The sequence below is a fragment of the Gordonia sp. 135 genome (genome assembly GCF_009720185.1).
Classification (GTDB): Bacteria; Actinomycetota; Actinomycetes; order Mycobacteriales; family Mycobacteriaceae; genus Gordonia; species Gordonia alkanivorans.
Genome location: NZ_CP046257.1, coordinates 5,018,736 through 5,039,827, shown reverse-complemented (window position 1 = coordinate 5,039,827; position 21,092 = coordinate 5,018,736). Strand labels below are relative to the sequence as shown.

Genomic DNA, 21,092 nt, shown 5'->3' with positions numbered 1-21,092 from the left:
CCGGCGGGGGTTCGTGGCCGACGCTCTGACAGAACCTAACAGAGGTGTCGGCGGGCTACAAAGCGATCGGGACAATTGACTCGTTCAGACTGATTGTCGTGATCCGCGTGCTCCAGAACACACCTGGTGAGAGACTGTTCTGCTGCCCCGACGACCGCGTTTGATTTGAGCGCGCGCTGTCAGTAGTCTCGACTGGTCATCCAGGTTGCGGATTTGCGCGGCGTTTTGTCATGTTCGCCGAGTTCATCACCGACAAGAGTTCGGCACCGTCCTGGATCAACGACCAACGACAACATGTGGGTCACGTGCGGGTAACCGGCGTGCTCACAGGGAGCACAAGGAGTCACCGTGGCCAAGGGCAAGCGTACTTTCCAGCCGAACAACCGTCGTCGTTCGCGCGTGCACGGCTTCCGTCTGCGTATGCGGACCCGCGCCGGCCGTGCGATCGTCAGCAGCCGCCGTAACAAGGGCCGCGCGAAGCTCACCGCCTGATCGTCGGCTACCCACCGGATCCTCCGGGTCCGGTCAGCTGATGATGACTGCGTCTTCTCATCGGATCTCTCGTGGATCCGACTTCTCACGCACCCTGAAGTCCGGTGCGCGGGTGAATGCTCGTGACTTCGTCGTACACCTGGCACCTGTCGGCCCACAGTGGCCGGATCCAACAGGGTTACGCCGCGACGTCGCCATGACAGGTGGACCCTGGCTCGGCCTTGTCGTGAGTAAGTCGGTGGGCAACGCCGTGGTCCGCCATGCCGTCGCACGACGGCTGCGGGCCGCGTTCGGGGCTACGCGGCATCTCTGTCCGGCCGTCGAGACATACGTGGTGATCCGCGCTCGACGCGGCGCCGCGGACAGGACCAGTGAAGAACTGGCGGATCAACTGCGATCGGCTTTGACCAGCCGGCGGGTCGTCGAGATGGCGCCCACCGCAGGCACACCGACCGGGGCGGGTGTCGGACGATGATCGACGCCGAGCTGAATGACCGTGGATCGGCCCCCTCCCCCACCCCGTCATCGTCGACTCCGAACACTCGGACCGACTCGCCCGCGGACGCGGACGATCAGCTCACCGTCATCGCCCGGATGCGCCGGGTAGCCCATCTGCTCCCCCGCCGCACGGTCATCTTTCTCATTGAGCTCTACCGGACCTGGGTATCGCCGCTGCGGCTGCCCACGTGCCGGTTCGAACCGACCTGCTCGGGTTATGCAGTGGAAGCCCTCGAACGTCACGGCTTCTTGTACGGCTCTCTGCTGGCGACGGTCCGGCTCCTCAAGTGCGGTCCGTGGCACAAGCCCGGATACGACCCGGTTCCCGACAAAGGTCCCCGCGAACTGTGGAGCGATCTCTGCGGCCGGATCCGTGAACTCTCCGGCGGGCCGCAGCCGGCCCACGATGGCCGGACCCATCAGCCACCGTCCCGGCGGAACGATTCCACCTAGAGAACAACAAGTAAGGGGTACCTGACCCGTGCTCGACTTCATCTACTACCCGGTGTCCGGGATCATGTGGGTGTGGCATTGGCTCTTCAGCTACGTCACGCCCGCCAGTCCCGGTGGCGACGGCATCGCCTGGGCATTGTCCGTGGTGTTCCTCGTCTTCACCCTGCGCGCAATTCTCTACAAGCCCTTCGTGAAGCAGATTCGCACCACGAAGAAGATGCAGGAAATCAACCCGCAGCTCCAGGCGATTCGGAAGAAGTACGCCAAGGACCGGGTCAAGATGACCGAAGAGATGCAGAAGCTCCAAAAGGAGCACGGGTTCAACCCCATGCTCGGCTGTCTGCCGATGCTGCTGCAGATCCCGGTGTTCATCGGTCTGTTCCACGTGCTGCGTTCGTTCAACCGTATGGGCACCGGCATGGGGCAGCTCGGCATGAGCGCCGCCGAGACCCGGTCGCAGGGCAACTACGTATTCAGCGCGGAGCAGGTGCAGAACTTCCTCGACGCGCGCCTGTTCGGCGTCCCGTTGTCGTCGTATCTCGTCGAACCGTCGACCGAGTTCCAGGCCTTCGTCGAGCCGGGTGCCCCGATCGACTTCACCCGCCCGCAGATTGCTTACGTCGTGGTGCCGATGATGATCGTCGCTTCGATCGCCACCCACATGAACTCGCGCGCCTCGGTGCAGCGTCAGCCCGAGGCTGCACTGGAGAATCCGCAGACGCGGATGATGAACAACCTCGCGCTCTACATCTTCCCCATCGGCATCCTGGTCACCGGTCCGTTCTTCCCCGTCGCGATCCTCCTCTACTGGATGAGCAACAACATCTGGACCTACGGCCAGCAGCACCTGGTCTTCGGCAAGATCGCCAAGGAAGAGGAAGAGGCCAAGCTCCTCAAGCAGGAGAAGCTGAAGGCGAATGCCCCCAAGCCGGGTGTGCGTCCGGACCGCCAGAAGAAACGCAATGCAGCCGCAGACGAATCCGGCAACTCGGAGACGACAGCGGTGTCCATGACCAAGGCGGGTGCGACCGACGACGCGGATGCGACGAGCGACTCCTCCCCCAGCGGCGCCACGGACTCCGGGCCGGGCGCGAAGCCGAAGCCGGGACAGAAACCGACGCGCTCGAACGCCGGCGCCGGTCCGGGTTCCAAGAACCAACCCCCCAACCGGGGCGGGAAGTCCACCGCCAAGAGCGGTAAGAAACGCGGCAAGCGATGACCGCACAAGACTTGTTCGAAGAAGCACACAGTTAGGTGAATGAGATGACAGCAGAGACTGCAACTCAAACCGGAACCGAGACCGAGGCGCAGGACGACGCCAAGGCCACGACCGAAGACCAGACCGAGTCCACCGCCGAGTCCACCGGTGCGGACACCGCTGCCGACACCGACGTCACCGACGAGTCCGCCGAGGACTTCGACGATGACGAGGACGATGACGAGGACGAGGACGACGAAGATCGCCTCGTCGAAGAGGGCGAGATCGCGGGCGACTACCTCGAGCAGCTGCTCGACGTCCTCGACTTCGACGGAGACATCGACCTCGATGTCGACGGTGATCGTGCCGTCGTCAGCATCGACGGCGGTGACGACCTGACGAAGCTCGTCGGCCGTAAGGGTGAGGTTCTCGACGCCCTGCAGGAACTGACCCGTCTCGCGGTCCAGCAGGCGACCGGTGAGCGCAGCCGGCTGATGCTCGACATCGCCCGGTGGCGTGCCGACCGTCGTGACCGCCTGGCCCGTCTCGGCCGCGAGGTCGCCGAGCGTGTCCTCAAGTCGGGCGAGCGCGAGGCGCTGGATCCGATGACTCCGTTCGAGCGCAAGATCGTCCACGATGCGGTCGCCGCCGTCGACGGTGTCGTCAGCGAGAGCGAGGGCGCCGAGCCCAAGCGTCGCGTGGTGGTCCTCCCCGAGTAGTACTCGCCGGACTACGAGTTGCACTCAGGCCCCGACCGTCGGTCGGGGCCTGAGTCGTTTCCGGGCTCCCCTCCCCTTCAAGGTTCCCGACGCTCGAATGGCTGCGAGAAATTACAGGGGTGTTGTTTCACGTGAAACGTCGGTCTTTGTGGCCTTGTCAGTTTTCGCGTGAGGGGACGTTGTGGGTTCTCGTGCGCGGCGAGGAGCCGTCGATTCGACGCCCTCCGGCCAACTACGGCACCGGATCTCCGCGACCTCAGGTATCCGGGTTGATTTGTCACGTGTCGTTTCATTTGGATTGCCTCATTGCTGCCCGGTGGGCCTCCGCGAATCCGTCTGCATCCCTTGGCGGCCATCCGTTCGCGGGTCGATGCAATCGAAGTGCGATGCTGATTGTGGAGTGTCCCCCCCACAGAGACTCTCACCGGTCCCTTCATAGGAAGCCGAGGTTCTAGTGAGTGCGCCGGTCTGGTTGCGGGCCGGTGAGTGCTTGGCAGGCTCGCATGATGGTAGATGTCACCCTTCGTGGCGGGCAGCGACATGACTCGCGTCATCTGTTGCCGATCTGGGTTTCACGTGAAACGGGGCGGTGCTGAGGTCCACGGGAACCAGCGCGGTGTACGCGGCGTCGCTCGGCCCGAAGTCGAGAAGCGTGCCTAGGCCTCGCCACCGTAATGAATGCCCCGTTCTGCCGGCCCCGATTCATCCAACCCTTTCGCGACCGGTTGAGATCTCGTCGGCGTCCGAGCCGCGAGTGTCGCCCACTCGTGAGGGACACTAGAGAGGTACGAAGCAAATGGGGTTGAGAGCAGACGGGGTTGAGTCGGTGCGCAGGCCCGCATCGCGAGTTGACTGCTCCCCTCCCCCAATAGCCGCCGTGCCGTGATGACGCGTAGCGGTGAGCATCCGACCGCGCTTCCCCGGGCTCCTCTCTTGTCGACCCGATCCCGCTGCGGCACGACAAAAGATTGAGCTAGATCTGGTCAGTCGGATTCGGCGCCATTGACCAACGACTCGTCCGCCGGGCCGTGGATCGGTAACTCTGCTCCGGTCATGCGACTACGAGTTCAGCGGTCCGGCGAATATCACCAATGTGGTTTCACGTGAAACATGTGCCTCCGGGCTCCATGTGCACCGACCGTGAGTCCCGCCAGGTTCCACGTGAAACACTGTCATAGGACCAACTAGAAACGGAGGCGCAGTGTCGTCAGACGCTCAACCCGATGACCATCCCGACCTTGATGCACTGCAGACCCCGCCGGCGTCGGCGGACGCGGTGTTCGGTGAACGTAAGGAACTGGCGGAGGGTTACTGGCGAATACTGGCCACCGATGGCATCGACCACGGCCTGATGGGACCCCGAGAGGTTCCTCGTCTGTGGGATCGGCACATCCTCAACTGTGCAGTCATCGGCGAACTGATCGAGAAGAACGAGATCGTGTTCGACGTCGGGAGCGGTGCGGGCCTACCCGGTTTACCGCTCGCCATCGCACGGCCGGATGTGTCCATCACTCTGATCGAGCCGCTGCTTCGTCGTAGTACCTTCCTTGAGCGAGCAGTCCAGACCCTCGGCCTCGAGAACGTGGCAGTCGTCCGCGGCCGTGCGGAGGAGAAGGCGGTCCGCGCGGGCGTAGGTCTTGCGGACGTGGTGACGTCCAGGGCTGTCGCACCGCTTGAGCGGCTCGCCAAATGGTCCGCTCCCCTTGTTCGTGGGGGCGGACGGATGATCGCGATCAAGGGATCGTCTGCGGCCGAGGAGATCGAGCGGGATCGCGCGGTCGTCGGGAGGACCGGAATCAGTGACCTCCGGGTAATCACGTGCGGGGCCATACTCGAGACCCCGACGACTGTCGTGGTGGGGACGAAGGCAGAGCGGGCCGCGAGAAAGCAGCGACGGCGATGAGCATCGCCTGGATCATCCGCGGTAGTGCGGCCGATTGTGCCGACGGTGTCACACAGAGGGAGTTCTGAATTGGTATGGAGTCCGCGTAAGGCGCAGAATAGAAAGCGTCCTGGCAGTGCGACTCAGCGCGCTGCCGTTGACGATTCTGCATCAGTTGGAACCGGGGCGACGTCCCCTGGACCCGACAACTCGAACGCCTACCAAGTAGGTCAAAGGAGTGCCCGCGTGGTCGAGCAAGACCCGAACGTTTCACGTGAAACGCCACCCGCTGGAGCCCCGCACGTCGCGGGCGAACCATACGCCGACACCCCGATCGCCATGGCTGCGGAGCGCGCGAGTCAGGTCCTGACACCTGGCGGTGCCGGCCAACTCCCCCGCCCGCAGCACACCCGCATCATGACGGTCGCGAACCAGAAGGGTGGCGTCGGCAAGACGACCACTGCGGTGAACCTGGCTGCCGGTCTGGCTCTGCGTGGACTTCGCGTGCTCGTCGTTGATCTCGACCCGCAGGGCAACGCGAGCACGGCCCTGGGTATCGACCATCGCGCCGAGGACATCGCCTCCGTCTATGAACTCCTCCTCGGAGAGGTGACGCTCCAGGAGGCCATCCAGGAGTCGCCGAGCCAACAGGGTCTCTTCTGCGTCCCCGCGACACTCGATCTGGCCGGTGCCGAGATTGAACTCGTGTCCCTGGTGGCGCGCGAGAACAGGCTCCGAAACGCCCTCTCCGACGAAGTGCTTGCCGAGTATCAGCTCGACTACGTCTTCATCGACTGCCCGCCGTCACTCGGCCTGCTGACCGTCAACGCGATGGTCGCCGCCCGTGAGGTCCTCATCCCGATCCAGTGCGAGTACTACGCACTCGAGGGCGTGGGACAGCTTCTCCGGAACATCGAGCTCGTACAGGCGCACCTCAACCGCGAGTTGCACGTGTCGACGATCGTCCTCACGATGTACGACGGTCGGACCAAGCTGGCCGACCAGGTGGCCGAAGAAGTCCGTCGCCACTTCGGCGACAAGGTGCTCGGCACGATCATCCCCCGCAGTGTGAAGGTGTCCGAGGCACCCGGTTACGGGATGACGATCATCGAATACGATCCCGGTTCACGTGGCGCGATGAGTTACCTGGATGCGGCGCGCGAACTGGCTCTCCGCGGCGCAGCGGAAAGCGCTCAGGCATGACGACACAGATCCGGTTCCGAGTGGAGGTAGAGGCATGAGTCAACGGGACACCGCGCAGCGACGAGGCGGACTCGGTCGTGGACTGGCCGCACTCATTCCGACCGGTCCCACCGAGGACCAGTCGAGCGCTCCCAGACTGGGCAACGCCGCTGCCGACGTCGTCATCGGGAAGGGCCCGTCGCCTGCCGTCGACGGCCATTCCTCCCCTGCCGGCGCCTCAGCGGTCGACGTATTGAGCCGCGAAGAGGCCGGCGCCGTCTACCGGGAGATCCCGCCCAAACAGATTCAGCCGAACCCGAACCAGCCCCGGACGGTCTTCGACGACGAGCAGATGTCCGAGCTGGTCCACTCGATCCGCGAGTTCGGTTTGATGCAGCCCATCGTCGTACGGCGCCTGAAAGAGCCGACGGCTGACGGTGTCGCCTACCAGATCGTCATGGGTGAGCGCCGGTGGCGGGCGAGCCAGGAGGTCGGTCTCGAGGCCATCCCGGCCATCGTCCGCGAGACAGCTGATGGCGACATGCTGCGCGACGCACTGCTCGAGAACATCCACCGCGCTCAGCTGAATCCGTTGGAAGAGGCGGCCGCCTACCAACAGCTTCTCGAAGAGTTCGGTGTCACCCACGAACAGCTCGCAGCCAAGCTCGGCCGCTCACGCCCGCTCATCAGCAATATGATCCGCTTGCTGAAGCTGCCCATCCCGGTCCAGCGACGAGTCGCGGCGGGCGTTCTGTCCGCTGGGCATGCTCGCGCCCTCCTCGCCCTCGAGACAGGAAGCGACGCACAGGAGGCTCTCGCCGCGCGAATCGTTGCCGAGGGCCTGTCGGTTCGCGCGACCGAGGAAGCTGTCACTCTCGCCAACCGCGGGGACGGACCTGAGGCGAAGCCGGCCGCACCCAAGCGCAAGCCGATGCAGATGCCTGGACTCCAGGACCTCGCCGAGAGACTGTCCGACAGCCTGGACACCAGGGTTACAGTCAGTCTAGGGAAGCGGAAAGGGAAGATTGTCGTGGAGTTCGGATCGGTTGATGACTTGGAACGCATCGTTCAGTTCATCGATCCGAACAAGTGAATTCCACCGCGGTATTCTCGGTACCAGCGGATGCGGAAGTAATGTCACAGTGACGATTGATGGATCAAGCGGCGACCTGGATTTCGAAATGGTCTGCAGCCCAATATGTTTCGTAGATTCAGGTCTTCGGTTCGGAGCTAGGTGACATGAGCGTGTCGATTGTGCGGCTGGAACTCGGATCTTTCGAGTCGCTCCCCCACCACACCCGGCGATGTGTCTTCTGGGAAGTCGAACCGACCACCAACGGTGAGTCCTACGAGAGCGAGTTCGACAAGGAGGCCTGGATCTCCGGGCTGCTGCTCGAGTGGGGCGCGTGCGGACAGGTCGCGATCGAATCAACGACCAACTCCGTCATCGGTACGGCGTTCTACGCACCGCCGGCCAGGGTGCCTCGCTCGCAGCACTTCCCCACTTCCCCGGTCAGTCACGATGCCGTACTACTCACAAGCATCCGAACCGAGCCGGGCCACGAGGAAGTCGCGACGATTCTGCTCGACGCAGTCCTCGGTGATCTGATTCGCCGCGGTGTCCGCGCGGTCGAATCCTTCGGACTGGTTCGCAACGGTGCCGGCGGGGCCGAGTTCGGCTCGACGCTCGGTGCCACACCATCCGGATCTTCGGAGACGGGTGGGGCCGTCGCCGGTGGAGGTCTCGCCGATCTCGATTTCTGGACGGACGAAGAGATCATCGAAGTCGCGCGGGAGATTCTCGAGGACTCACAGGCGGACTTGTGCACCACGTGCATGATCGACGCGTCGTTCCTCAAGAACTCCGGATTCGACGTCGTCTCATCGCATCACCGCTTTCCGCGGTTCCGTCTGGAGCTCGACCAAGGACTCGGCTGGAAGTTCGAGGTGGAGAGCGCCCTGGAGAAGCTTGTGGTGATGGCCGAGATCGATCTCATCGGACGGCAGCGCACAGCTGTCCCGGTGGGATCCGGTCGGGGGCGCGTCAGCGCGAAGCGTTCTCCGCAGCCAGAAGGTCCGCGAAAGTGTAAGTGCCCGTAGGACGATCGTCCTGATCGAGCAGGTACAACCGCTTCACGGCCACCAGGATGGCATCCGCGATGACATTGCGCCAATCCGAATCGGCAAGGACCGCGGCATCATCCGGGTTGGTGATGTAGCCGACGTCGATGAGGGCGACCGGCATTCTGGTGAGCCGCAGGACATCCCACGTGCGCTCGTGCGTCCGACAATCGGCAAGCGGTGTGCGAGCGGCGATCTCGCGCTGGATGAACCCGGCGAGATTGCGACCGATCGTCGAGAAAGAGTTCTGGTTGTTGCCGAAGTAGAACGACGCGACGCCGTTGGCCTGCACGTTGCGGTAATGACCGCAACGCAGCGAGATCATCAGGTCGGCGTCCATGAGGTTCGCGACTCGGGCGCGTTCGTTGTCACCCGGCCGGCCCCGACCATCGTGAGACAGGAAGGTCTGCATCCCGGCGGCGGCCATGCGGCCCTCGAGACGCGCTCCCAGATCCCAGAGAAGATCGGATTCGCGTTCGGCGAGGTCACCGGTCGACAGCGGATGCAGCCCGCCGGAACCCGGATCGATGAGGATCCGCTTGCCCGACAGCTGCGGACCGGAGCGTCGAACCTGCTCCTCCTGACGGATCGCATACGGCGAACCACCGGTCACACGCGTGCCGAGACGCTCGAGAGACCGCAGAGTCGCCGGACCACAGATCCCGTCAGACGCCAGACCGTATTCACTCTGGTACAGACAGACTGCGTTGTGGGTGTTGAGCCCGAAGATTCCGTCGACGAGCGAGGTGTAGTAGCCGAGGTTCTGGAGTCGATGCTGCAGGGTCGCGACGTCGTCGCCGACCATGGGTGCCGACAGCTGGTACGAGAGCACACGGGCACCGAGACGATACGAGGCCTCGCGAAGAACCCGGTAGGTCGCGGGTCCGACGATTCCGTCGACGATCAGACCGCGCTGCTGCTGGAACGCCCGAAGTGCCCGGTCACAGGCTTCGTCGAAAACAGGCTCCCCACCCTCGGGCAACAGACCGAGCCCGACCAGGATGGCGCGGATCTCGGCCACCGCCGAGCCGTGATCCCCAAGTCGGAACAATGGCATGTCGTCACCCCTCGTACGAATCGCGGCAGGGTGACGCCCTGCCGGCGAGATCTGGCGGACCACATCACTGCGGCACCGGTCAGCATCAGCCTGCATTCTCTCAGCTGAAGTTCACTACACCAAACTGGAACAGGTCCAGCGGCGTCGTTGTCGGCTCGTGTCCCTCATGGTCGGGGACCCGGGCCGAGACTACCAACGACGAGAGCCCGCGGGCCCACGACAACGTCGTTCACCCGTCGGACTCTCGCCGCGGATCAGAAGAAAATGCAGGTCAGGCCGACTGGCCGACCACCGAATCGAGCTCGCGGAGCAGTGCCGCCTTGCCCTTGGCCCCCACGATTGTCTTCACCGGCTGACCCTTGTCGAACAGGATCATCGTCGGGATCGACATGATCTGGAAGTCGCGCGCGGTGGCCGGGCTCTCATCGACGTCCAGCTTGGCGATGGTGAGCTTGTCGCCGTGGTCGCGCGCGATCTCCTCGAGAACCGGGGCGACCATGCGGCACGGGCCGCACCAGGTCGCCCAGAAGTCGACCAGAACCGGCTTGTCGGCACCGAGGACGGTGTCCTTGAAAGTGGTGTCGTTGACGACGACCGTGTTTGCACCCATGGTGATGTCCTCCTCAGATGGACTCAGAGAATGAAGTTGGAAAGGAATAGTTCAGGTCAGGCGGGTGCCTGAACAGCTTCGACGTCGGCAACGGACTCGGCGTCGACGGTGTGCGCGGGCGCTTCACCCTGTTCGGCGAGCCAGCGCTCTGCGTCGATGGCAGCCGAACAGCCACTACCGGCTGCCGTGATGGCCTGACGGTAGGTGTGGTCGACCAGGTCGCCACAGGCGAAGACACCGGGCAACGAGGTGTAGGTGGTGCGACCCTGAACGAGGACGTAGCCCTCGTCGTCGAGGTCGACCTGTCCGCGGACCAGTTCGCTGCGCGGGTCGTGGCCGATCGCGACGAACATGCCGGTGACGTCGAGGTTGCTCACCTCTCCGTTGCGGGTGTCCTCGATCTCGAGGCCACTCACCGAGCCGTCGCCGATGACCGACCGAACGGCGGCGTTGGTGACGAACCGGATCTTGTCGTTGTCGCGGGCGCGCTCGAGCATGATCTTCGAGGCGCGGAACTCGTCGCGGCGATGGACCAGCGTGACGGTGCGGGCGAACTTCGTGAGGAAGGTCGCTTCCTCCATCGCGGAGTCGCCGCCGCCGATGACGGCGATGTCCTGGTCCTTGAAGAAGAAGCCGTCGCAGGTCGCGCATGCGGAGACACCGCGACCGAGGAGCTCCTGCTCTCCCTCGACGCCGAGGTACCGAGCTGCTGCGCCCATCGCGAGGATGACCGCGCGTGCGCGGAACACCTCACCGCCGACCTCGACCTCCTTGATGTCGCCCGCGAGGCGAACCGTGTCGACGTCCTCCATGCGCAGGTCGGCGCCGAATCGGATCGCCTGCTCGCGCATCTCGTCCATCAGGGCAGGGCCCTGGATGCCGGTCTGGAAGCCGGGGAAGTTCTCGACCTCGGTGGTCGTCATCAGCGCGCCACCGAACTGGGTGCCCTCGAAGACGATCGGCGCTAGCTCGGCGCGCGCGGCGTAGATCGCCGCGGTGTACCCGGCAGGACCAGATCCGATGATGATCACGTCGTGGATCTGCTGGGTCTCTGGCTGGCTCATCCGTCCTCCGTGCTGTGGGGTATGCGAGATCCCGGAGTTCTCGTCGGGATCACGGCTGCTTCAACACAAGGGTAAGCGCAGATGTTCCCGGTCAAGTCCATGCGTCCGGCGTGGTGACGCAGGTCTCGGCTCTGTAGAGGGGATCAGGCGCCGATGGTCCCCCTGGCCAGGAGCGCGGGATTGCCGGTGTCGCACTCGAGACCGACGATCAGGGCGTCGAACCGGCCGGCGATCCCCGTCGACAGCAGGATGGCGGCAGCGGGGTCGCCGTGGAAGATGATCCGCCCGGAGCCCACGATGACGACCGTCGCGGGGACGAGATGAGCCGCGGTACAGCGCCGGAGCGCGGCGACCGACCCGAACGGCGCACCGTCGGTACGGCCGAGGACTGCGATGGCCGACGCGGAACCCGACGGGTCCAGGGTCTGGGTCGATCCGGGTTGAGCCTGAATCGGCGACGGGGTGTCGTCGGACGACGAGGACATCAGGCGCTGCACGCCGATCGAGCCGAGAGCGACCACCACGATCGCCGCCGCGGCCAGCACCACCGGGAGGATCCTCCACCGGCGGGATCGTTCGCGCCGTGCGGCGAGATCCACCGGGGCGTCCTGGCCGGGACCGGGCCGCACAGGACCGGGAGTTGCCGCACCATCGATCGCGGACGATCCGGCGAGAGCGGTCAGTGTGGCCTGAACGTCGGCGCGGACATGATCCGGAACCGCATGCGGGGCGGGGGCCGACGTGCGGAGCTGACTCGTCGTCCGGACCAGGGCTGTCAGGATCTCCTGCGCGGCAGCGTCATCGGCGACCCGTGCGCGGACGTGGGCGGCAGCGCGTTCGGACAGCACTCCGGCGTGGAGATCGGCCAGCGTCTCCGCCGAATACGGCGGCTCGGGCAGATCGCCGGACTCGGTGTCGTCAGGTCCCCGCGGGGTCATGGTGTCAGTCTTCCATTCCGAAGGTCGGGCGTCGGTGTCTCGGTGGTTGCATCTCGCTGGTCGTCGTCCGTTGGTCGTCGAATACTTGGACGCACAACGCGCGGTTCCGGTTCCGCCCCGACCGAATCCGACGGAAACTCATTGGCAGGCAGTGGCTTACGCATCATCGGCAGTCCGGAGATGGCCGAGGACCTGAGCGAGTTTGAGGCGCCCCCGTGCGCATCGGCTCTTGATCGTCCCCTCGGCGACGCCGAGCAATGACGCCGCTTCGGCGACCGAATAACCCTCTAGGTCGACTGCGACGATGGCCTGTCGTTGCCCTTCGGGCAGCGTGTGCAGCGCCCGACCGATCGACACCGACAGGTCCACCGCGGAGATGTCGTCGGTCGTGTCCGCAATCGACATCACGTCCCATTCGGGCAGGGGGACGGTCTTGCGGGCGTTGTTGCGGCGAATCCGGTCCAGGCACGCGTTGACCACGATCCGGTGCAGCCAGCTGGTGACCCTCGCGTCGGAGCGGAAATCCGCCGCGGTTCGATGCGCGGCCAGCAGTGCGTCCTGCAACCCGTCGGCAGCATCCTCGGGGCTATGGCTGGTCCGGATGGCGACCGACCACAGGTAGTCGAGGTGACGGTTGACGAGAACGGAGAACGCGCCCGGGTCGCCGGCGACGTGAGCGCCCAGCAACTGCTCATCGGTGCGCAGGTCAACTGCGTCGTTCCCCCCGGCCATGCGCTGAGAGTAATGGAGAAGTCAACTCACGACGCTGCGATGAGGCGGTTGTCTACAGGGTTGCGTCGACTGTGGACAGCTGCGGTGCCCGCGCCCTCAGGCCTCCAGCCGCGACCGGACCGCGGCCATCCGTGCGGCGAGTTCGCGTTCGTCGATCACCCCGCGGTCGAGCAGTGTGTGGGCGAGGGCGACGAGCTGATTCTCCGGATAGGGAAGGTCGGCATAGGTGGTCGCCGCCAGCCGGTCCTCTTCGTCGCGTCGTTCGACCGGGCCCGGGGCACAGGTGGTGCCGGAGGCCTGATCGAGTGCGTCACAGATCCCGTCCAGGCTGGACTTCCAGGGCGGAATCGCGTTCTCCACACCGTATTTCGCCGCCATCCGGGGCCATACCTGGCCGCGTCCGACGATGTCGACGAGAGGCGGATAGACGCGGAGACGGTGCGGAGTCGACATCGTGTCAGCCCTCCATCGGGTGGATTGCGGGACGGATCGACGTGACACGGTTGGTTGTGACCCCGGGTTTGGGCAGCGCGACCCCGATGACACAGTCGCGGGTGATGATCTCGGCGAGCTGGTCGTGGTTCCAGTCCTCGGTCCCGGCCGGACGCTGCGGCATCACCATGAAGCGGTGCTTCTGGTTGGAGTCCTGCACGTTGATGCTGACGCCTTCGGGCAGTTCGAGGCCGAACTCGGCGAGGACCTGGCGCGGCCAGCGGACCATCCGACGGCGGTAGTTCGGTGTCCGGTACCACTCGGGTGAATTGCCCAGGATCGGACGCGGGTAACACGAACACAGCGCGCACACGATCACGTTGTGCACGGTGGGGGTGTCCGCCAAAATCTCGAACGCCGTGAAGTCACTGGGTGTTCCGAAACCCGTGGGTTCCAGCCAGTCCACCCCGACCTCCTTGCTCGCGGTCATCGGCTCCTTCATCACGAGCTCTTTGAAGTCCGGTTCGAGCCAGGCCCGTGCGACGAGCGTCGCCGCGGGTGTGGGGCCGATCTGTTCGGCGAACTCGGTGAATCGTCGATGTTCGTCCGCGGTGAAGATCCCCTTCTCGATGCACAGTTCGCGCAGGGCGATCTCGAGGACCTCGAAGTCGGTGATCTCGTCGACCATCGGCGCGACGGTCCGCTCGTGGTCGTGGTCGTGGTCGTGGTCGTGGTCGTGTGCGTCGTTGCTCATGATTGCGTGTCCTAGCCGCCGGCTGGTGCCAGCCAACGTTCGGGGATCTCGGTCTGCAAGGTGTCGCCTGTCGGCCCGCCGTAGCCGTGCCACAGGTCGGCCATCGGGAACTGCACGACGTAGAACCATTCGGTCTTCGCGTCGTCCATCGCGAAGGTCTCGTCTTCTGCCGCCGGGCTCTCATAGGCGATCTCGACGATCTTTCCGGTGGCGCCACGGCAGTATGCGGGTGTGCGCGTGTAGAAGATGACCGGCATCTCCCGGACGAGGACCTCGTCACCCAACGCGAATCGCGGCTCGCCCGCCTGACCGGCATATACCTGGGGGTCACCTTTGCCGACGGCCCGCTTGTGATGTTCGTTGCGGGCGACCCCGGAACCGTCGCCTTCACCGCGTGGTTTGGCCTCGGGGGCCTTGCCACCTGTTCCGTTCGCGTAGCGCTCCTGGATCTCGACCATGCGCTCGGTGAGCTCGCCCAGCTTGATGTGGTGCTTCTCGATGAGGACCCGCGCAACGGCGATTATCCACCGACCGTAATACGGGAGTCCGAGATACTGGGCTCGCCCGACATCGACATTGCCGATACGTCGCCGTTCCTCCGACAACCAGATTCCTCGCCAGGCGAGGACCTCACACATGACGTAGGTCATGTGCTCCCATGTCTCGTACTCTTTGCCCTCGAGGAACATCGGTGCGTCTGGCTCGCCACCGACGTCGTGAACGGGTTTCCAATATGCGGCGATCCGGGCGTGGTCGAGCATGTCCGGGTACGGGGCATCAATCAACTCTGGATACGAAGAGTGAAGTCGCGCAACAAGATGCAGTTGTTCCGCACGTTCCTTGGCAGTGCTCACTTGGCACCTCCGGGGGGCCTGATCGGCAACAGCGAACGTTGCTGAATGTACTCTTCGACACTCTGGATCGGGCTCGATTCGTGCCCGATCAGAAAGTCGATTACCTGTAATTCTTGAAATACATTGATGTAATGAATACCGGGAACCGGAGAATTCGACGATCAACGTCTAGAATGCCAGATATCGGCATTCCCGCGAATTGTCCGAAAAGTGCTTTTTGGGGCTGGGTGCGGACTCTGCCGGAGTGGCCGTCGCGGTAGGCAACGCAGCGGTCGGGGGTCAGGTCACCAGCCGGGCATGCGACGCGATGAGCAGGTCGACGGAGACGTCGAGGATGTCGTCGATGTCGTTGCCGCTGTTGAGGTCACCGCTGTTGAGGTCACGGTCGGGCGGGTCGTGGGACGGCGGCGTCGGTTCATCCCCGGGCGCCTCCCCCGCGATGTACCAGTCGACGAGCAGCTGCGTGACGGCACCAACCAGGGCGACGGAGGTCAAACGCTGCCCGCGTGAAGGCGTCATGGTCCCGCGGGCCAAGTTCAATATCAGCTCAGCCCATCCGTGGATGGCGTGCATGCGGACGCGCTCGAGCTTGCCGGAGACCCCGACCACTTCGACGAGCATCACGCGGGCACGCCGACGGTCCTGCGCCAAGCACGACATGAAGGCACCCAGGGTGGCCCGCGCCGCCGACGGAACATGCTCGGCGGCAATGCCTTTCATCTCCGGAGAAGATGTCCCGTGCTCGCTGTCGGAACGATTGGGGTCCGATCGGATGGCGGTGGTTCGGTCTTCCGGTCCCGAGGTGAGAAACTCCGCCGCGGCGGCTACGGTCGCAGAGCGGACGAAGTCGACGCAGTCGAGGTAGACCGCTTCGAGCAGCTCGGCGCGGTCGCCGAAGGACTCGTAGAAGTAGCGCTGGGTCAGGCCGGCAAGAGCACAGATGTTCTTGACCGATGCCGTTGCGTAGCCGTCGGTTCCGAAGATCTCCAGGCCGGCCTCGATCAGTGCGGCGCGGCGTCGGGCGCGGCGCTCCTCGGGATCGGCCCCGCCGTAGCGGCGACCGGCCGTCGATGACGAGACCGACACCGCTCTCCTCCTTCTTCACCACCAGGCCCTTTACAGCCTCGCTTCTGACACGTTACCTTGTCAGAAGCAACTGACATGCTGACGTGTCAGATGGTGGGCGAAGGGGTACACCGTGTTGGAGTTCTTACCGGAACCGATGCGCGAGCCGACGGTTCTCGCGATCCCGTTCTTCGTGACGATGCTGGCGATCGAATGGTTCGCCGCGGCCAAGCTCGAACACGACCTCGAGGACGGCCTCGACGGCGAGGGCGGACCGCTGCCGGGCGCGTATGAGACGCGGGACGCGCGCGCGAGTGTCCTCATGGGGCTCGTCTCCATCGGCACCAGCGCCTTCTGGAAACTTCTCGGGCTGCTGGCCTACACCGCCCTGTTCACGTATGTCGCTCCGTGGCATCTGCCGATGGACCAGTGGTACTCGTGGGTCATCGCCTTCGTGGCGGTGGACTTCATCTACTACTGGGTGCATCGGGTGTCGCACCGCGTGCGCATCGTGTGGGCGACGCACCAGGCCCATCACTCCAGCGAGTACTTCAACTTCGCGACCGCGCTGCGCCAGAAGTGGAACATCAGTGCGGCGATCGTGATGTGGCTACCGCTCCCCCTGCTCGGCGTGCCGCCGGCTCTCGTCTTCTTCGCGTACTCGCTGAACCTCATCTACCAGTTCTGGATTCACACCGAGCACATCGACAGGATGTGGCGACCGTTCGAGTACGTGTTCAACACCCCGTCGCACCATCGCGTCCATCACGGGCGCGATCCCGAGTATCTCGATCGGAACTACGGTGGCGTCTTCATCATCTGGGACCGGATGTTCGGATCGTTCACGCCGGAGGTACGACGCCCGCGCTACGGTCTCACCAAACCGGTTGACACGTACAACATCTGGCGACTCGAGACGCACGAGTACGTGGCGATCGCCCGCGATGTGAGATCGACGTCGAACTGGCGGGCTCGTCTGGGCTACATCTTCGGACCGCCCGGGTGGACGCCGAAGACGGGCGAGCCCGCTGCCGAACCGGTGGCGTCAGGCGTCGAGAACGAGTCGGTCAGCCCGCCATCGTGACGCGGCCGACCTCGGCCTGGTAACCGCCCGCCGCGGGCGGAAGCGTCGTGATCCACACCATCACGTAGCGGCTGGCCTGCGGAGACGCGATCCGGATGGTCGTGGTGTTCTGATCGACACGACCCGCGGCCACCGGGGTGGTCCGGGCGAAGGCGGGCTTCGCGTTCGGCGAGGTGCGGATCTCGACGTCGAAGCCCGGGGTCGGGGTCTCGATGGTCACCGACTTCACGGCGCGATCACTGCCGAGGTCGAACATCAGTCCCAGGCCCGGCTTCAGACCGCCGAACTCGGGACGGCCCCGATAGTTGTCGGTCTGCCACGGCGGCGCGGCACCGGTGATCACATTGCCGACATTGGCCGAGTTGTCCGGCGGCTGCGACGAGAAGTCGGCCACGGTCACCGACCGGAGCGCGATGTCCTGCGCCGGCGGGGCCTCGGTGGGTGCATTCGCCCCGGGGGCCGGTTCGCCCGGCGGTGCCGGCTCGGTGGTGGTCAGGATCGAGTCGATGTCACTCGAGCCGTCACCGCTCCCGAAGACGTTGGTGGCTCCGACGATCAGCGCGATGACCACGAAGATCGCGAGCAGGCCTGCGCCGATCAGCAGTGCCAGGTTCTTGCGTCCCGGCTTGTGCTCGGCGCTGCCGACCCGCGGCGCCACCGAGACCGGCGGCGGCGCGTCGGCGTCGGTGATGGCGGGCAGCATGTCGGTGTTGAGGTCAACGACCGTTGCCTGGTCGAGGACATGCTGGACCGTCGCCGCGGTCCGGATCCCGCGGGTGCCGTCGAGCGCACGCGCTGCGACGGCCGAGATCTCGAACGGGATGTCGGGCTTGGCCGCCCTCGGTTCAAGCGGCTGACCGTTCTCACCCGGTGCGGCCACCGGGATTCCGCCGATCGGTTCGGTGACGTCCTCGGTGGTGACGAGTCGCGAGCCGTTCTCGGGATCGAGGGTCCACCGGTTGAGCAGGAGGGCGTAGAGCACCGCGCCGAGTCCGCGCACGTCGGAGGCCTTGTCGTCTCCGGCGAGTGTGCCCGGGAAGGCGAGAACCGCGTTGCCGTCGTGGCTGATCCGGATGCGGTCGGGATGGTCGATCGACAGTGCGCCGCCCGAACGGTGGGCGATCTCGGCGGCCGCGGCCAGCGAGCGCACGGCACGAGCGGCACCGATCGGGGACGGCTCGGACCGGGCGACGTCGGCGAGCGACGAGCCGGGCACCCACTCGGCGACCACGATGCCGCCGGAGGAGCCGCGCACGACGTCGAGCACCCGGGCCACGCCGTCGGAGGTGATCTGTCCGAGGCGCAGGGTCCGCGAGAGGACCGCCTGGGGTCCCTGGTCGGTCGCCTTGATCGCCTGTCCGCGCTCGAGCGGCGGGGCGAGCTGGTCCGCGTCGACGAAGGTCAGTGCCACCTCGCGGTCGAGGTTGATGTCCTGGGCGCGCCAGAACTGCAGACCGCGGGTGCCGCCGTGCTGTTCGAGGAGTCGGTATCGGCCGCCGGCGACCGCCGCGCCCGGGATCAGGCGCGGGCCGCGTCGACGGGCGACCTCCGGAGCGGGGGCAGCGGCCGCCGCATCCGGGGTCGGGGCGTGAGCGGGTGTGGAGGGAGTCTGGGGTCCGGCGGAATGGGGTTCGGCGGAATGGGATTCGCCGGGGCCGGATTCGACGGGCGACCCGGTGGGCGCAGTCGTGTCGATCTCGCTGTCACTCACGCGACGGACTCCTTTCCTCCGGTATCTGATGTCGCGCGGAACCGGTGCACGCTCTGGGATGGGACGTACATCCCGGCCGGCGCCGATCGCGCCGCCGGAGTGCACAGAGTAGGACTGCCACGTCGCGGTACCCCTGTCGAAGCGGCGCAGCACTTGTACCTGACCAGAGTACGGGAGCGATTCGTCGGCAGAGACGCGCGGAAACTGAACTGTGATCGCCGGGGACTGTTCGCGTTCGGGCTCTGCGGGCGGCGCGAGGGCCGGGACGAACCGGCCGAGGAGACGACGCACCGAGTTGCCGATCGCGACCACGTCCGGCACCCGCGCGGCGGCCAGACCCGCGTAGGTCACCGACAGCACGACGACCGCAGTGAGGACGAGGTAGAGCACCGAGCCGACCTTGCCGAGCCAGCCGATCATGTGATCGAGGCCGGACATCTTGGCGACTGCCCACACGACCGCCGAGACGCTGAGGGAGACCGCGAAGGTCACCAGCGTGGTGCGGGCGACGTTCGTCAGTCGTGCGCCGCGCAGGCGGCTGCGGAGCAGATAGTGGCCGACGATGGCGCCGACCAGGTAGCCCAGCCCATTGGACAGGGCGAGCCACCGCACGACGTTCGACGGGTCGTCGAACAGGACGGGGCCCATGTACGACGACGTCACCTTGACCACGGTGATGCCGAGCGCGATGAAGGTCGGGGTCCAGGCGTCCTCACGGGCGTAGAAGACGCGTAGCTGGACGAGTGTCATCGAGTACGGGATCAGCGTGAACGCACCCCAGGCGAGCACCGAACCCAGCTGGGAGGCGTCGGCGGCGTCGAACCGGCCGAAGTTGAACACCGCGATGGCGATGGCCGGCCCGAAGAAGGTCATGAACGCCACGACGGGAACCAGCGCGACCATCGTCAGTCGGGTGGCCAGCGACAGATCGTCGACCACGGCTTTCGTGTCGTCGGCGGCCGCGTTGCGCGACAGTCGCGGCATGATCGCGGTCAGGATGGTCACGCCGAGCACGCCGTAGGGCAGCTGCAGCAACTGCCAGTGGGTGAAGTAGATGCTGACGCCGGACTCCTCGGCGGAGGCGGCGATCCGGTACGTCGCGATGAGACCGACCTGCAGCAGGGCGACGTAGGCGACGATCGCCAGCGCCATGTTGCCGAACTGGCGCAGCCGGGCGTCGATGCCCCATTCCAGCTTCAGATGCACCCCGGCCTTACGCAGGAACGGCACCAGGACCATGGCCTGCAGCACCACGCCGAGAGTGCAGCCGATACCCAGGACGAGCAGCTTCGGATCGCTCATCCGGACCGGGTTGAGAGTGATCTCGCCGGGCACCAGGGCGTACAGCACGAGGGTCGTGATCTGGACGACGTTGTTCAGCACCGGAGCCCAAGCGCCCGGTTTGAACAGGCCGCGCAGGTTGAGCACGGCGATGAATAGTGCGGAGAGCCCGTAGAACAGGATCTCCGGCAGCAACAGGTACGCGAGGTGGGTGGACAGGTCCCGGTTGACCTGTCCGTCACCGAGATTCAGGTAGGTCAGCAGTGGCGCCGCGATGACGGCCAGGACCGTCGCCGAGCCGAGCACCACCACGGTGATCGTGAAGATGCGGTTGAGGAACCCCTGACCACCGTCTTCGTCTTCGGCCTCCGCGCGCGCGAGGAGCGGGATGACGATGGCCGTGAGCACGGCGCCCAGCACGACCTCGGCGATCATGTTCGGCAGCACGTCGGCGGCCTGGAACGCCGAGGCGATGCCCGAACCGAGCATCGCCAGGATCAGAACGGTGCGCAGGAAGCCGGTGATGCGACTGAAGAGGGTCGCGATGGCGATCGAGCCACTGGTCCGCAGGATGCTCGAGTCGGAGTCGCGCGCCAGACCGGTCGACGACGAGTCGTCGCCGGCGGTCACCGTCTTCGACGACCCGGTGTTGACGGCGTCGGTCTCACCGCTGTGTCGTTCGTGGTAGCCGGCCGCGTCCAGACGGCCGGGCCGGGCCGGCGGGGCGTCGACTCGGAGACCGCCGGCGACGGGTCCCTGGGCATGCCGGGCGCCGGGAGCAGGAGGCGGCGGGACCGGCCGGCCGGGCCGCGGTGGTGGCGGCACGGGGCCGGAGCCGGGCGGGATCCGGCGGGGTGCAGCGCGATCCGGACGCTGGGGAGGCACCGCACCGGGTGTCCCCGGCCGCGGTTCGCGCGGCACATCGTTCCAGTTCACGTGGTGTTTCGCCATCCTCGTTCAGTGCT

Annotated in this window: 20 protein-coding genes; 10 read left to right on the top strand and 10 right to left on the bottom strand. The window is 65.6% G+C overall.

Features of this window, described 5'->3' with window-relative positions; translation table 11 throughout:
• Positions 1-348: 348 nt before the first annotated feature.
• The 9 genes from rpmH (at position 349) to GKZ92_RS22735 (ending at position 8,524) form a co-directional block, all read left to right on the top strand.
• On the top strand, positions 349-492 hold the full coding sequence (gene rpmH / locus GKZ92_RS22775) for a 50S ribosomal protein L34 (protein WP_005200386.1): 144 nt from the start codon (positions 349-351) through the stop codon (positions 490-492).
• Positions 493-535: 43 nt separating this feature from the next.
• Positions 536-967, top strand: coding sequence for a ribonuclease P protein component (rnpA, locus tag GKZ92_RS22770; protein WP_075862925.1), 432 nt, complete (start codon positions 536-538; stop codon positions 965-967).
• The gene (gene yidD / locus GKZ92_RS22765) at positions 964-1,443 is read left to right on the top strand and encodes a membrane protein insertion efficiency factor YidD (RefSeq protein WP_075862898.1); all 480 of its coding nucleotides are present in this window, start codon (positions 964-966) and stop codon (positions 1,441-1,443) included. The genes rnpA and yidD overlap by 4 nt, the downstream gene beginning before the upstream one ends.
• A gap of 28 nt (positions 1,444-1,471) precedes the next feature.
• Positions 1,472-2,662 carry a membrane protein insertase YidC gene (yidC, locus tag GKZ92_RS22760; RefSeq protein WP_075862899.1) on the top strand — a complete coding sequence of 397 codons (1,191 nt, stop codon included), beginning with the start codon at positions 1,472-1,474 and terminating at the stop codon, positions 2,660-2,662.
• A gap of 44 nt (positions 2,663-2,706) precedes the next feature.
• Entirely contained in the window at positions 2,707-3,360 is a 654-nt protein-coding gene (locus GKZ92_RS22755; RefSeq protein ID WP_075862900.1) for a Jag family protein, read from the top strand.
• A gap of 1,201 nt (positions 3,361-4,561) precedes the next feature.
• Positions 4,562-5,263, top strand: coding sequence for a 16S rRNA (guanine(527)-N(7))-methyltransferase RsmG (gene rsmG / locus GKZ92_RS22750; protein WP_042378121.1), 702 nt, complete (start codon positions 4,562-4,564; stop codon positions 5,261-5,263).
• Between the two features lie 225 nt (positions 5,264-5,488).
• Positions 5,489-6,445, top strand: a complete 957-nt coding sequence (locus tag GKZ92_RS22745) for a ParA family protein (protein WP_042378119.1) — start codon at positions 5,489-5,491, stop codon at positions 6,443-6,445.
• A gap of 34 nt (positions 6,446-6,479) precedes the next feature.
• Entirely contained in the window at positions 6,480-7,517 is a 1,038-nt protein-coding gene (locus tag GKZ92_RS22740) for a ParB/RepB/Spo0J family partition protein (protein ID WP_006361164.1), read from the top strand.
• Between the two features lie 146 nt (positions 7,518-7,663).
• Entirely contained in the window at positions 7,664-8,524 is an 861-nt protein-coding gene (locus tag GKZ92_RS22735; protein WP_042378117.1) for a hypothetical protein, read from the top strand.
• On the opposite strand, the gene GKZ92_RS22730 is transcribed toward GKZ92_RS22735, so the two are convergent.
• The 9 genes from GKZ92_RS22730 to GKZ92_RS22690 all read right to left on the bottom strand — a co-directional run bounded on the left by GKZ92_RS22730 (position 8,469) and on the right by GKZ92_RS22690 (position 16,072).
• Complete coding sequence (locus tag GKZ92_RS22730) at positions 8,469-9,602, bottom strand: N-acetylmuramoyl-L-alanine amidase (protein ID WP_006361162.1); 1,134 nt, start codon at positions 9,600-9,602, stop codon at positions 8,469-8,471. The genes GKZ92_RS22735 and GKZ92_RS22730 overlap by 56 nt on opposite strands.
• Before the next feature lie 271 nt (positions 9,603-9,873).
• Entirely contained in the window at positions 9,874-10,212 is a 339-nt protein-coding gene (gene trxA / locus GKZ92_RS22725; protein ID WP_006361161.1) for a thioredoxin, read from the bottom strand.
• A gap of 56 nt (positions 10,213-10,268) precedes the next feature.
• Positions 10,269-11,276, bottom strand: a complete 1,008-nt coding sequence (trxB, locus tag GKZ92_RS22720; protein ID WP_155225666.1) for a thioredoxin-disulfide reductase — start codon at positions 11,274-11,276, stop codon at positions 10,269-10,271.
• A 143-nt stretch (positions 11,277-11,419) separates the two neighbouring features.
• The gene (locus tag GKZ92_RS22715) at positions 11,420-12,214 is read right to left on the bottom strand and encodes a hypothetical protein (RefSeq protein WP_155225665.1); all 795 of its coding nucleotides are present in this window, start codon (positions 12,212-12,214) and stop codon (positions 11,420-11,422) included.
• Between the two features lie 156 nt (positions 12,215-12,370).
• Positions 12,371-12,946, bottom strand: coding sequence for an RNA polymerase sigma factor SigM (sigM, locus tag GKZ92_RS22710; protein WP_155225664.1), 576 nt, complete (start codon positions 12,944-12,946; stop codon positions 12,371-12,373).
• A 96-nt stretch (positions 12,947-13,042) separates the two neighbouring features.
• Positions 13,043-13,399, bottom strand: a complete 357-nt coding sequence (locus GKZ92_RS22705; RefSeq protein ID WP_035753896.1) for an SH3-like domain-containing protein — start codon at positions 13,397-13,399, stop codon at positions 13,043-13,045.
• Between the two features lie 4 nt (positions 13,400-13,403).
• Positions 13,404-14,132, bottom strand: a complete 729-nt coding sequence (gene scnC / locus GKZ92_RS22700; protein ID WP_035753898.1) for a thiocyanate hydrolase subunit gamma — start codon at positions 14,130-14,132, stop codon at positions 13,404-13,406.
• Between the two features lie 11 nt (positions 14,133-14,143).
• Positions 14,144-14,986: an SH3-like domain-containing protein gene (locus GKZ92_RS22695; RefSeq protein WP_006361155.1), complete on the bottom strand. Its 843-nt coding sequence runs from the start codon at positions 14,984-14,986 to the stop codon at positions 14,144-14,146.
• Positions 14,987-15,265: 279 nt separating this feature from the next.
• Complete coding sequence (locus GKZ92_RS22690; protein WP_035753900.1) at positions 15,266-16,072, bottom strand: TetR/AcrR family transcriptional regulator; 807 nt, start codon at positions 16,070-16,072, stop codon at positions 15,266-15,268.
• 112 nt (positions 16,073-16,184) lie between these two features.
• On the opposite strand from GKZ92_RS22690, the gene GKZ92_RS22685 reads away from it, so the two are divergent.
• The gene (locus GKZ92_RS22685) at positions 16,185-17,135 is read left to right on the top strand and encodes a sterol desaturase family protein (protein ID WP_035753902.1); all 951 of its coding nucleotides are present in this window, start codon (positions 16,185-16,187) and stop codon (positions 17,133-17,135) included.
• Here GKZ92_RS22685 and GKZ92_RS22680 read toward each other — a convergent pair.
• Positions 17,119-21,078: a murein biosynthesis integral membrane protein MurJ gene (locus GKZ92_RS22680; RefSeq protein ID WP_230461864.1), complete on the bottom strand. Its 3,960-nt coding sequence runs from the start codon at positions 21,076-21,078 to the stop codon at positions 17,119-17,121. The genes GKZ92_RS22685 and GKZ92_RS22680 overlap by 17 nt on opposite strands.
• Positions 21,079-21,092: the final 14 nt, after the last annotated feature.